The organism is Bradyrhizobium sp. CW1 (genome assembly GCF_023100665.1).
GTDB classification, from domain to species: Bacteria; Pseudomonadota; Alphaproteobacteria; order Rhizobiales; family Xanthobacteraceae; genus Bradyrhizobium; species Bradyrhizobium canariense_D.
The window spans coordinates 7426436-7439064 of the sequence record NZ_CP064684.1 but is presented as its reverse complement, the minus strand read 5'-3'; the positions used below and the strand labels follow the sequence as shown (position 1 = coordinate 7439064).

Here is a 12629-nt window from a genome sequence, read left to right as displayed (position 1 = left end):
CAAAGAAATCCTACCCTGCTCAGGCGCTGACTACCGGACCTGCGACGACTGGATACGAAGGAAGCACTGAGCCGGCAATGGAGTATTTTTGTCTCGGCTCAGAAACTATCGCGATAAAAAGGGGCTCTGCAGCTCGAAAAATGAACTGCTCATCAAGCACCCACGGCCTTGTAGGCCAAGGCTCGCTCCTTATTGTGGCGGGCCTTGTTCCAGAGCACGACCCCGCTGATCATGAGAACAGCGACGATCCCAATAACGACCAAGTTGGGGCCGCGGCTTAGGATTGTATCGCCGCCGCCAAGCGCCACACCGACGGTCCAAGTCCACTTCGCGCTCTTCGTGTGGGCAACAGCCTTGTTTCGTGCAGCGATGCTATCGTTATAGATCTCCGCACGGTCTTCTTCCGTTAGCTTGCCGGCCCCGCGCGTCAGCCACAGGGCAACGGCTTTCGCTTCAACCTCAGCAATGCGCCGCGACCAGCCTCTCCCGAAAAAGTTGCTCGACGAAAGGGATTGCACAAAACCTCGCCGTTTGGCGCAAATCCTCAGGATGGTCGCTTTGCCGTTCGCGGCGATCGTCTTCGCAATCGTCTCGCTTCCGGCAAGGCCGTCCTGTTTCGCGCCGACTGCCGCTTGCAACCAGCGAACGCCTCGCCGAGGTCCGGACATTACGCCAGCGTCAAACGTCGCAAGATCGACGCCGTAAGGGAGGCTCTCACCGCGCACTGGGTTCCAATAGTCTCTTTCATAGATTGACTCTGCATCATCAAGCGTCAGGTTTTTGATGTCGAGATTCGGATATGCATGAGCAGCGATCCCGTATTTCGTTCCTTTCAAAACTCCGACGCCGCGCTTCTTGCCAGTCCAATTCCCCCGATCGTTTGGATCGTTCGAGTATCCACCTTCATATTTGAGAGTTACGGCCAGACACGATGGTAGACCTCCGATTGCCATAGCAGTTTTCCCAGCTGAAATTTCGTCGTGGAGACTCTTAGCGCCCAGACCGGCATACTCTCATCACACCGTCTCATTGTTAAGTTTCAGGTGTGCTTAATATCGAATGGTTGTTGCTTCTCGCGCAGGACGGCTTTCTCATCCGACCGCCCGCTTCGAACCGATTCACGAGCAACTACGGACCGTGCGACTTGGTCACTGCCCAAGTCACTGCCGATCAGCATTCGGAACGTCTCACGACGCTCTCCTAGAGGTACCGTCGCCGCGCGGTCGGGTTGCTCGTAAGGCACAGTGGCTGGACCCGTCCGCGCCATCGGACCTCACCCAAACCGAGCGTGCCCAGAGCATACCTGTCTAGGTTTCGTCTCCCGCACGACCAAACGTTTGCCCCAATCACAGTGACACTTTGCGTGGCCAGGATATGTCTTATATGAATTGCCGCTCGTTCGCGCGTCGGTCCAGGAATCGTGAGCCCCGAAAAAGGCGCCGCGGTGTCCACGACGACCTGACGTGCCATCGGTGATTTTGGAGACGATCCTTGGGCACGCTCGTGTTCGGTAACTACCGATACCTCGTCCCATGGGGCGCGTTGGGGCTGGTCATGATGTGTACTCCTCGGCTCGAACAGGCGAGATCCAGTCGCAGGCAACTCGCAACACCTCCCTCGGGAGCGGGGCCGAGACTGGCTTGCCGTCCACCCGTAGCGCGACGCGATCATGCGGACTTCATTTCTGGCTGCAGAATGCTAGGTCCATGTGCCTTCTCCGAGTTCGCGATGAAGCTAGCGATACACAGCGACAATAGCATTCAAAAGAACGCGGCAGGCGTGAATAGCGCGCTAAAAGGTGCTCCGTCCCGACACACTGACGAGGCACGTGCGGTCATCGTGAGAAATCAATCGAGCTGACGCCGGTGCAAGAACCTCAGCCACGTTCTCACCAGCCGGGCGATCTTACGGTGTCGTTTCGATGGGTCTTGAGCGGCATGGTCGAAAGTGCCGCCTTACCAAATTGACGGCGTATATGAGTGCGCGTTTCATTTAGGGCGGGTCGGCCCTGGCATTTTGATCAAGAGGCGACATGCCGGCTTGCTGCGCAACAGCCTTCAGAATTTTGAGCGGACACCGGCGTTAGCCGGAGGAGCGACGCCTGGTCAGAGACGTTTTCGAAGGTGGAGTCATCACCGGCCTTGCCCGCGAGCGGCGGTTTATGAGGGAGCAGAAGCTCTTGGCTGTCAACGAGACGTTGCAACCGGGCATGTAGATCAGCTATGTTGTCCGTCGCCATGGGCCCTCCTCCCGACGCTGGTCTCCGTGGAGATGATTGATAATCGAAGGGGCAAGGCAGCGGCGAGTGCGGCTGAGGATGTGGTCGCCGCATCGGACGCCCCGCGGCTGGAGGAACGGGTTCGAGACCTGCTGGAGCGCGAGCTTGCCGCGCTCTATTTCGCCGATTGGGCGGCCGTCGATCCCCCCGGAGAAGCTGCTGCGGGCGATGCTGTCGCAGGCGTTTTATTCGATCGGCTCGGAGCGGCTTCTGATGGAGCGGCCAGACTACGACCCGCTGTTCCGCTGGTTCATCGGAATCCGGCGCCGACGACGCAGCCTGGGACCATTCGGGTTTCTCGAAGAACCGCGACCGGCTGCTAGTTGACATCGCGGCCAAGTTCCTCGCGGCGGTGCTGGCGCAGCCAAGATGACGAGGCTTCCGTCGAGCGAATACTTCTCGGTCGACAGAACCTGATCGAGGCCTGGGCCTCGATGAAGAGCGTCAAACCGCAGGACGGCTCCAGCGAGTTGCCGGCGCCAGGTGGCGGGCGCAATGCCGAAGCGGACTTCCACGGCCAGAAACGCTCCAACGACACCCATGCTTCGACCACCGATCCGGATGCCGAGCTGTACCGCAGGGTAAGGCAGGGAAACGAAGCCTTGCTTCATCGCGGCCTGGTCGACGCCCGCCTGACGCTGGTGAACGGGCATGCCGAATGGTCGCCGCGCTGCACATGATCGAGCCGCGTGCCGACCGGCCGACAGCGATCCGCCTGCCGCCGACAAAGCCTAAGATGCAGAAGACTTCGTCAACGAGCTGCGCTCGATGAACGTGACGCCACATGTGGCGCAGAACACCAGCGGCGGCCGCTCTGCTATCGACGGCGAACGACGGGCGCGGCAGCTATGCCGTCAGCCAAAGCATCCGCAAGCGCATCGCGGAGGCATTCGGCTGGATCCAGACGGTCCCCGGGCACGAGAAGACCCGCTTCCGTGGCCGTGATCGGGGCGGATCGCTTTTACCTTCGCTGCTGCCGCCTACAATGGTTGATCACGGAGGGCGGCTGACGACCAAGGTGCCCGGCTTCGCCAAGGCTTTTTTCCGGCTGCTGGCGCATCGTCGAAGTGAACAAGTGGGGGGCGACTTCCTCGATCTTACCTGAAGAGGCGCATCTCAGCTTCGGCGGCAAGTCCGACGGTGAAATTGGCTTCGGTGCGCTGGAGGGCTTTCCCGATGTCCTCTCCGGCGCGCGAAACGGTTCGGCCTGACGGAGTTCTCATGCGAAGGCCGAGACGAGAATGACCCCGCCTGAGGACGCGAATGTGTTTATGATCGGCACTGCGGGCAGGCTCGCCGGCCATGTCTATACACACAATGGCCACAATTCGGGCTTCGTTTGCGAACGCGGCTGAGTTCTTCAACAGTGTACTAACACAAGTAAAAAAGATCTTGCTGCCCCGATGCAAGCACCGGAGGATGCTCGTGAAAGGGGTTCGCAGCGACCTTCGGGCTCGCCCGTTCCAACCTGGTTGAGCGAACCGGCGGCAAGCGTAGAAACCGTGGTTCCTAGGCCGCGCGCCGGGGTTGCGGAGTTCACTTCCGATATCCGGTGCCTGGTGGATAGCCGCCCGGGCTATGGGTACCGCCGGATCGTTGCGCTCCTGAAGCTCGAGCGGCGATCCGCCGGCCATGACCCCGTCAAGGTGTCTACCGGTTTGTTCAGACCGGCTGCGATGTGGGCCGGGATCGCGGCGGCGGTGCCAGCGATGCACTGCTACCTGCCCCGCGGGTGAAACGCGTGATTGGAGCAAGACCCCTGAACATTCTTCCAGCCTCGCGCAGCAAGGTGTGGACTCGCCATGTCATATACGATGACGGCGTGGCGCGTATCGCGAGACATTGGCGGTAAACACTCCGTTCTGGCATTGGGGGACCTTGCGGGCCAAGCCAGTGCACTAGCGCACGACCTACACGAGGGCTTGCCAGTCGGACGGCAAAGCGGCCCACGAACCGGAGTCCAGAAGCTCCACGCCAGCATTGGGCCCTCGAACTAAGGTTTACAGCGCCCTCATCAAGCGCGCTGGAAAACTGCGCGCGATAGCGTCTGGCAAACCAGAGGCTCGGACAACGCCGCAAGTTGACATCCGCGGCCAGAACAGCAGCAGCACCACTTAAGAACGGACCCAATGGTCCTCAGCATCGCGACCATTCAGGGGACGAGCCCACTGGGGGGCTTCGAATGTAGCAGGTCACTTAAGTCTGCAAAACGTAGAACGCTTCCAGAATGATCATCGACGTCGGCAGCAATGAACGATATTAACGGGAGCGCTCCAGCCGTTTCTTCTCGGGTGGTCGGATTGCTCGGTCGTTGACAGACACCGGTCTCAAGCTAAGTTGAACGTTGCGGAATTCTCCATAATTCGCTGATACAATGATTATGTCATCCGATTGTGCGAAAATCGCCAGCTGTCTGTCGATCCACCGGTCGAATGCCGTGTCGACGCCACGCAGCGACTCCAGAAATGTGTCGGGCTCCTGCTGAGGCGGGAATGTTGACCGGTGAGCTTGGACGGGTCTGCCGATCCCATCGATCCAGACCCTGTTGGTCTGCAAGGATACGCGGTCTTTTTCGATGCAAAGCAACTCTGGGTCGATCGCGATGCCTCGCTTCAGCTCCATTAGGCTTTGCCGGAGACTGGCTCGTGCCTGTTCGTACCAGCGCGTGCTCCAGAGCAACCTGGCAAGCCGGCGCCGCGGGACTGTGGAGTCTCCGCACATGGCGAGATAGGCTAGGATTGCCTGCGCTTTGCGGCCGCGCGGCAGCACGCTCTCACCTGTCCAGCGCCAAGCCTCCATTGCGCCAAAGACGCGCAGCCGGAGTAGCGGTCTGACGTTCTCTGGGTCGGTATCGAATTTCACCGTGCCCCTCTACTAAGATGATTGAGGTATATCATTGCCACCGAGTTTTCATCCAGCGGCAGTTACAGTCTCGGGCTTTTGTGTAGCGAGACCGAACTTTGGACCACCCAGAACTAGAGTTTTGCGCCTCTGTCACGTTGGCGGGCTGGTGGCGCCGACGTGGTTGTGCAGCAAAATCGGCCGTCGATTGCCGATCGCGCCGTGGGGCCGTTCTTCGTTATAGTATCTGCGGCAAGTCTCCACTTTTTCTTGGGCGTCCGCAAGCGACAGGAACCAATGGGCATTGAAGCATTCGGCCCGGAAGCGGCCATTGAACGCCTCAATATAAGCATTGTCGGTCGTTTTGCCCGGGCGTGAGAAGTCCAGCGTGACGCCGCGCTGGTAAGCCCAGAGGTCGACGCCACGCGACACGAACTCGCTGCCTTGGTCGACGCGGATCGTCGCCGAGAAGCCCACTTCGTTGCAAACCCTTTCCAGCACCTCCACAACATCGGTGCCGCGGAAAGTGAGCCGCGGCTCCAGGGCGGGCGAGAAGCGGGAGAAGATATCGATAATCGTGAAGACTAGCACGCGCTTGTTCATCAAAGCGCGTGCTCCACAGCAATCCAGCAAGGCGGCGGCGCGGGATGGGTGCCTCTCCGCACATGGCGAGATAAGCCAAGATTGCCTGAGCTTTGCGGCCACGCGGTAGAATGCTCTCCCCCGTTCGGCTCCACGCCCCATAGGGCCACGCAGCCGCAGTAGCGGCCTGACATCCTCCAAAACCGATCTCAAAAGTCACCGCCTCATCTCTGACGCCGTTGAATGCGGGGGCGAAGGTCGACAAACTGGCGCTACGCCCTCAGGGCCGCCGCCCGCCCGGCCTCCGGGCCCGATGTGCGGATCACCGGCAGCGCCTTGAGGCTTGGCTTCGCGGTACCGCTGGACATTGAAAAACATCCAGCGCACGCACTGGAGCAGGATTGCCCGGTACGCCCTAAAGCGTCCCCGGGGGGCGGTTTGGTTATTCCTGCATTTGGTCCTTGGGCGTTTGTCCGTCATCGGTGGGTGTTGGTTCGGTCTTCAACTTTCTCTTCTTCCCTTCCGCTCCCGGTGGTTCGTCTGGTGTTTCCTCTGCCACTTTGGCATCCAATTGGTATGCCTCTGCGATGAGCGCCTGAAATTCAGTGTCGCTGTCGTTCAATGCTGCCGAAATCAGCTTGTCTAGAATGTCGGCACCTTCGGATGGTGATTTCACTACGCCCTGCCCAAGCCTTCCTATCACAAATCTGTAGCATTCATTATTAATCTTGTTCACCGGCTTCTTGTATTTGAACGGGTTATCTTTCTTTGTGAAAGCCCTCAGTACTGGCCGCACGTCAGTTAGAAACGCTTCAACCGATCCGTTCGGCCTCAATTTGATCTGCGCAAGCAATTCCAAACCGCTCTGCATTTTGCTGACGTGTCCTCTTGTGTTTGTCGTCTCATTTGTTGCTTCGTTTGCCATTTCGATGCCCTTTAAAAGGCATTAAGACAGCTCGGAAGGTATGGCAGGGACATGATAGTCGTTGATTCCGCGTCCACAGCCCAGCCTTGGTTGCGTTCGGCTTCGCTGGTGCCCGCTTTGGACCCACTGTAGGAACCCACGGTCAGGTCGGCCGATCGTAGAAGTCTGCTGATGTTCAACCATTGAAACTCTCTGTGAAGCTGAACGCAGAATGTCTTGTTGTCTCGATTATACAGAAAGATCCGAAGGAAATGCCATGAAACTCACGTTAAAAACGAGAGCCAGGTTTCACCATCGTGCGTCAGAGCGGCTCAGCGAGGATCACGAGTGAAGCCATCCGCCGTGGCTCCAGGAAGCCTGGGAAATAGGAGCCTTTGCGCAGCTTGGGAATGCGCAGCTCGACCGTGCCGGCCCGGGTCTCCCAGCTCCGGTCGCGGTAGCCGTTGCGCTGGACCTGGCGCTCCTGGCTCTTCTCGCCGTACGCGGCTCCGGTCAGGCCCTCGACCTCCAGCTCCATCAGCCGGTGGGCGGCAAAGCCGATCATCTCGCGCAAGAGATCAGCATCGGGGGTCTTCTCTACGAGCGCGCGCAGGTTCATCATGTCGTCGGTCATCGGTGGTTCCTCGAATCAGGTTGGCTGTCGCAATCCAAACCTTACCGACGAATCATCGGTGACCACCCGCAAAGCCGCTCGCTCGCTACGGCGCTATGTAGGGGCGCGCGTCAGCTACACCACTCTCTGGGACACGACCGCCACGTAGGCTCTCGTCAAACTCGTTGGGCTGCTGACCTTTGATCACCGCCCTAGCCGCCGAGATGATCGCCGGGATCAGAATAGCAGGGTTGATGCCGAACAGCTTCTGCTCGGTAAGCTGCTGACCTCTGGCAAGGTCACCTGCAATTTGGATCGCGTCGCCACGTAGGCTCTCGTCAAACTCGTTGGGCTGCTGACCTTTGATCACCGCCCTAGCCGCCGAGATGATCGCCGGGATCAGAATAGCAGGGTTGATGCCGAACAGCTTCTGCTCGGTAAGCTGCTGACCTTTGGCAAGGTCACCTGCAATTTGGATCGCGTCGCCACGTAGGCTCTCGTCAAACTCGTTGGGCTGCTGACCTTTGATCACCGCCCTAGCCGCCGAGATGATCGCCGGGATCAGAATAGCAGGGTTGATGCCGAACAGCTTCTGCTCGGTAAGCTGCTGACCTCTGGCAAGGTCACCTGCAATTTGGATCGCGTCGCCACGTAGGCTCTCGTCAAACTCGTTGGGCTGCTGACCTTTGATCACCGCCCTAGCCGCCGAGATGATCGCCGGGATCAGAATAGCAGGGTTGATGCCGAACAGCTTCTGCTCGGTAAGCTGCTGACCTTTGGCAAGGTCACCTGCAATTTGGATCGCGTCGCCACGTAGGCTCTCGTCAAACTCGTTGGGCTGCTGACCTTTGATCACCGCCCTAGCCGCCGAGATGATCGCCGGGATCAGAATAGCAGGGTTGATGCCGAACAGCTTCTGCTCGGTAAGCTGCTGACCTCTGGCAAGGTCACCTGCAATTTGGTTAGGTTCCGGGGTTGGCTGCTGGTCATTGTTCTCAGCCGTAATCATCGAGACGATCGCGCGAACTAGACTCGGATGATCTATTCCGAAAGGGTCGCGCTCAAGCTGATATCTCTCTTTAGCTGTGCCAAGTGACAGTTGAGTAAGCGTAGATGTGTCCATTGTTGATCACCTTGTTGATGTTTGCGGTTGGTTGCGGCTCTCAGATCACACTTCTCCGCTGGCGTGCAAAGGTGATGAAGGAGCGGAGCCGTGTGTCCCCTGGAATCTTAGGTTCCTTTAAAAGAGGCGTCTGGGGAAGCCCGACCCTCTGGATCATTAACTTCGCGGCGTCCACAAGCTCAGCCAAGCTTGCTCCGGGGCCGAGCGCCTTCAATGAATGGAGAAGGGCAAAGGTAAAGGCCGACTTCCCTTCCGTTAATGCAGTGCTCGCGGCTGCCGTTTCGGTTTCGAGGCAAGCGGAAAGAAGGACGCCATTTAACTGTAGCTGCCCCGTCTCACCGGACGCGGCCTCCGGCATAGAGGCCTGCAACCCGGCCAGGGGATCCCGCGAATTCGCCGCGACGGGTGAATTCCGAAGGTAAGTCATCTCACCAAAGCGCTTCTTTGCTATTGCCCTGCCCTGCCCGTTGGTGTGTTCGAGGAATTTGTCGCGGGTTGGACGCATGTGGGTTTTGACGCGCGCGCGTCCGACTAACCCGGAGTACTTGAACGCCGGCGCCAACATCCGCTTTTCAAGGCCGCCGGAGAAGCAGCAATCGGCAACGAGCGTCAATATTCCGGGCGGCAGGTTCTGCGTCATCTGCGCGAACGTGACGTCGAAGAGATAGCCGTCGTAGAGAACAATGCATTCTTCAATGACGAGGCCTCGGAGTGCAGTCGTTCCGTGACCGGAGAAAAAGAAGACCAATCGATCGTCCGGCGATACGTCTGCGAAGAGCTCTCGCAAGGCAGCTGTTACATTGCCTACGGTGGCTTCGGAATCGACAAGTCGAACAATGTTGGCGAATCCGTATTGCTTCTTGAGTACCTCCTCAAAGGCATTAACATCGTTAACACTGCTCGGAAGGTTGTTCGCTGCGCCGTGATAATCGTTGATGCCTACGAGCACCGCCCGGCGCCGTTCGCCTTTGGTGGTGTCAGCTGAATACACTGTACGAACTCACGAAACGGTCAGGTCGGGCGACAGTCAAAGTCTTCTGATGTTCAAACACTACCACTTCCTGTGGAGCTGGCCTCGTAATGTCTTGTTACTGCGATTATACAGAAGGTCCAAAGGAACGGCCGTGAAACTCGCGTGAAAACGAGGGCAGTTTCACCATCGTGCGTCAGAGTGGCTCAGTGCGGATATTTGACGGCTTGAACTTGCTCCCGTGGGTGGCCTCCATCTCGGGTGAACAGACCGGGCTGGTGACAAAGGGCGAGCCCGCCTGGCCGCCACTTGCGTTGTTCAAGGGGTCAAGGCGATGCGGCCGCACTTCGCGAGCTCCTTTCAATTAATGTATGGTCCGTCCTGTTCGTGCAAGGGTTCGTAACCAGCAAAAATGACGCTTCCAGTTGTATAAATGTATCCGGCCTCTCGCGAGTGGACTGCGGTTGCAGCCAGGCCATGATGAGATCCGCGCACGCCGTTCCCAATAAATGGTTCGGGCACGAAGCCCGCTTTTTTGCACAGGCTTACGGCATGTTGATCCACTGTTTCGTCATCACTGTTCCCGAGCCTTGCAATCGAAGCCAAAAGCGTCAGGTGGAAGCAGGATCTCTGCGTTCGTAGAGAGCTCCAGCCTTGTTCAAGACCACCCAGACAATGCGGGCCATCTTGGCGGCTAGAGCGACAACGGCCTTGTTCGGATGCATCCGACTCTGGAGCCCGTCGAGCCAGCTTCCTAGGCGATCGCGTCGTCCGTGAAGAGTGGCTAAGCGATTGAGCTAGAATCGCATTTGTCGTTGTGGACTGTTTTGCGTTTGCAGGGGTTTGATGCTTCGGGCGTCGGAACCTTGCAATTTCATTTTCAGGATTCCGTCGAATCGCCAACCATGATTCCGTCATCGCATCGGAGGTGGCGATGCGACCGAAGAAGCACAGGACGACGGATCGGGCGATCTGTTCCGGGCCAGGCTGGACCAAATCATCAATATGAAGCACGAGCTGGTTCAGCTCGCCGGCAAGGTCGATTGGGACTGGATCGACGGCGAGATCGCGCCGCTCTATAGCGAGAATGGTCGGCCCGGGATCGCGACCCGCTTCATGATCGGGCTGTTGCTGCTCAAGCACATTTACGGGCTGTCCGATGAGAGGGTGTGCGAGCGCTGGGTCCACGATCCATATTTCTAGTACTTCACCGGCGAAGAGTTCTTCCAGCACGCATTCCCGCACAAGCGCTCGGACCTGAGCCACTGGCGCAAGCGGCTCGGCGACAAGCTGGAGCTGTTGCTGGCCGAGAGCTTGCGGGTGGCACACGAGGCCGGCGCGTTACGCAGCCAGGACATCAAACGGGTCACAGTCGATACCACCGTGCAGCCGAAGGCGATCACCTTCCCGACCGATGCCAAGCTCTTGCACGCGGCCATCAAGGGGCCCAACCGTCTGGCGAGGAAGCACGGGGTCAAGCTGCGGCAGTCCTATCTGCGCATTGCCAAAACCGCGACAATGATGGCGGGGCGCTACGGCCATGCCAAGCAATTCAAGCGGCATCAGCGGCAGTTGCGCATCCTGCGCAGCCGACTGGGCCGGATCAGCGCGGTCAGCAGCTGCAAGGCCCAGGCACGAAAGAAGTCGTCCCGCGCCGGGCCCTGGCGTGGATTGTCGGTCATGATCCATGACGCGATGGCGGCAATGTCCTCTTCCTTGGTTGCGCCGTGCTGGCCGATCCAGTCGAGCACATTGAAGCCGATCGCCGAGGCGCGCGGGTCGAGCACGAAGACCTGACGACCCGCCCCGTGCCGGTGTCCGGTGACCATCGGTGCGACCTCGTTGGACGGGTCAAGGACGACCAACCCTCCACCCCATTTGAGCGCCGTCGGCACCGTGACCGATGTTGTCTTGAAGCCGCCGGACCCGGCGAACACGATGCCGTGCGACGAGCCGAAGACGCATCGAAACAGAGCAAAGGAGACTTACCGCCGGCGCCCCATGTCTCAACGTCATCGGCGCGGAACGACTGGTCGGCGACCGCATCCCGATCGACACGATAGCGCTCCCCGACCACGATGCCACCCGCCTCCGGGAACAGCCGCGCAGCCTCAATCATCGTCATCCAGTCCGACTCGCCATGGATGGCGCGTCGCCCACGAATGCGGCGCGGCTCGGCGGCCGCGAACGCGGCATTGCCCCTTATCGCTACACGCAGTCCGAACACCGCCACGAGCGATGCGATCGTCGCTCCGATGATGGTCGAGGGATCGGCATAAGCGACAAGCCGGTCTCCAGCGGGCAGGGCATTGGCAAAGGAATGGAGGCGGGCGATCTCGCGCGAGGCGGCGATCGCGACCACAAGCAGGCCGCCGAACATGACGCTCCAACCGGCCCAGCGGATCGCCGTCGCACCAGCCGCCGCGAACAGGAAGACCACGCCGATCGCCGCGGCCATCACGTAGGACAAGGCGATGCCGATCCGCCCGAGCACCAGGTGCGCGTTTGGGGTTGTTCCGAACTTCGAAAGCCACGCTTCGATGCCGGTAAGGACAAGGCATGAGCCCGCCATCAGCACGGCCGGCGCGATCGCCAGCGCGATCCTACTTGCTCTCATGGCCGAAGGCCATCGCGTCGATCGCCGTCAGGCGCTCGCGTTCCGCCTCGTTGCCGCGCAGACGATCGGCGGCATCAAGCAACAGGCCGAGCAGCAGCGCACGCTTCTCGTAGCGCAACCCGGCCTTGGCGATCAGGCCACCGAGCTCGATCTTCTCCCGCGTGTCCTTCTTGCGGGCGTGAGTTGCATCGGACCGACGCATGCGTTCAGCCCTGTTCAGCCAGGCCCGCAGGCGCGACAGGCGGGATGGTCGTGGCCGCCTTGGCCGGTCTGCTCCCGCCCTTGCGAAACCGGCCGGCGATCTCCTCGAACGCCGACAGCAACGCGCCTTCCTCGATCTCGATTTCTCCCATCCCGGCCTTGAGCGCGATGCGGCCGATGCGCTCGGCTTCCCGTGTTTCTGCCTGCTTCAGCTGGTCCTGGAGCCGAGCGATTTCGTCCCTGATCTGCCGCGAGGGTTTTTTCATTCCGGAAGACCTTTCCTGTCATTAATTGCGCGAAGCGCCGACAGGAAAGCCGGGGTGAGCGCGAAGCGCGACCCGGGTAATTAACGGGGTCGGCGGAGCCGACGCTTTGGAAGATCATCCCGCCGTTCCGAAGGAGCGGCTTCCAAGGGCGCAGTAATACGTCGCTGACGCGACGTCCTGCTTCGCGGCCCAACTGGGCGGGCCGATCCCGACGAACAGCATGTTCGTTCGAAG

General features: G+C 59.6%; 7 protein-coding genes and 6 pseudogenes. 2 read left to right on the top strand and 11 right to left on the bottom strand.

The genetic code is table 11. The annotated features are described in order from the left end of the window. Positions 1-152 precede the first annotated feature (152 nt). Entirely contained in the window at positions 153-953 is an 801-nt protein-coding gene (locus IVB54_RS35585) for a glycosyl hydrolase 108 family protein (RefSeq protein WP_083926563.1), read from the bottom strand. 1445 nt (positions 954-2398) lie between these two features. Between IVB54_RS35585 and IVB54_RS35580 the strand changes: the two are divergent. Beyond that, a pseudogene (locus IVB54_RS35580) lies at positions 2399-3271 on the top strand (IS5 family transposase); the annotation flags it as partial. 1266 nt (positions 3272-4537) lie between these two features. Here IVB54_RS35580 and IVB54_RS35575 read toward each other — a convergent pair. The 7 genes and pseudogenes from IVB54_RS35575 to IVB54_RS35545 all read right to left on the bottom strand — a co-directional run. After that, positions 4538-5140: a hypothetical protein gene (locus tag IVB54_RS35575; protein ID WP_018459540.1), complete on the bottom strand. Its 603-nt coding sequence runs from the start codon at positions 5138-5140 to the stop codon at positions 4538-4540. Between the two features lie 132 nt (positions 5141-5272). After that, a pseudogene (locus tag IVB54_RS35570) lies at positions 5273-5716 on the bottom strand (integrase core domain-containing protein); the annotation flags it as partial. 427 nt (positions 5717-6143) lie between these two features. Next, on the bottom strand, positions 6144-6626 hold the full coding sequence (locus IVB54_RS35565; protein WP_157643113.1) for a hypothetical protein: 483 nt from the start codon (positions 6624-6626) through the stop codon (positions 6144-6146). 331 nt (positions 6627-6957) lie between these two features. Next, positions 6958-7239, bottom strand: a pseudogene (locus IVB54_RS35560) (transposase); the annotation flags it as partial. An 85-nt stretch (positions 7240-7324) separates the two neighbouring features. Further along, positions 7325-8341: a hypothetical protein gene (locus IVB54_RS35555; RefSeq protein WP_247776957.1), complete on the bottom strand. Its 1017-nt coding sequence runs from the start codon at positions 8339-8341 to the stop codon at positions 7325-7327. A gap of 40 nt (positions 8342-8381) precedes the next feature. Continuing rightward, positions 8382-9332, bottom strand: a complete 951-nt coding sequence (locus IVB54_RS35550) for a caspase family protein (RefSeq protein WP_018458949.1) — start codon at positions 9330-9332, stop codon at positions 8382-8384. Between the two features lie 590 nt (positions 9333-9922). Continuing rightward, positions 9923-10072: pseudogene (locus tag IVB54_RS35545) on the bottom strand (IS110 family transposase); the annotation flags it as partial. A gap of 173 nt (positions 10073-10245) precedes the next feature. Here IVB54_RS35545 and IVB54_RS35540 point away from each other — a divergent pair. Further along, positions 10246-10916: pseudogene (locus tag IVB54_RS35540) on the top strand (transposase); the annotation flags it as partial. On the opposite strand, the pseudogene IVB54_RS35535 reads toward IVB54_RS35540, so the two are convergent. From IVB54_RS35535 to traC, 3 genes and pseudogenes are all read right to left on the bottom strand, one after another. After that, positions 10913-11928: pseudogene (locus IVB54_RS35535) on the bottom strand (type IV secretory system conjugative DNA transfer family protein); the annotation flags it as partial. The pseudogenes IVB54_RS35540 and IVB54_RS35535 sit on opposite strands and share 4 nt — an antisense overlap. Further along, complete coding sequence (traD, locus tag IVB54_RS35530; protein WP_018458954.1) at positions 11915-12130, bottom strand: conjugal transfer protein TraD; 216 nt, start codon at positions 12128-12130, stop codon at positions 11915-11917. The gene traD and the pseudogene IVB54_RS35535, both read right to left, overlap by 14 nt. 4 nt (positions 12131-12134) lie before the next feature. Further along, positions 12135-12395, bottom strand: coding sequence for a conjugal transfer protein TraC (traC, locus tag IVB54_RS35525; protein WP_018458955.1), 261 nt, complete (start codon positions 12393-12395; stop codon positions 12135-12137). Positions 12396-12629 lie beyond the last annotated feature (234 nt).

What these genes read in the sequence shown, in the direction of transcription:
- IVB54_RS35585 (WP_083926563.1), bottom strand. Translation starts at nt 953, where the DNA reads ATGGCAATCGGAGGTCTACCATCGTGTCTGGCCGTAACTCTCAAATAT.
- IVB54_RS35565 (WP_157643113.1), bottom strand. Translation starts at nt 6,626, where the DNA reads ATGGCAAACGAAGCAACAAATGAGACGACAAACACAAGAGGACACGTC.
- IVB54_RS35555 (WP_247776957.1), bottom strand. Translation starts at nt 8,341, where the DNA reads ATGGACACATCTACGCTTACTCAACTGTCACTTGGCACAGCTAAAGAG.
- traD (WP_018458954.1), bottom strand. Translation starts at nt 12,130, where the DNA reads ATGCGTCGGTCCGATGCAACTCACGCCCGCAAGAAGGACACGCGGGAG.
- traC (WP_018458955.1), bottom strand. Translation starts at nt 12,395, where the DNA reads ATGAAAAAACCCTCGCGGCAGATCAGGGACGAAATCGCTCGGCTCCAG.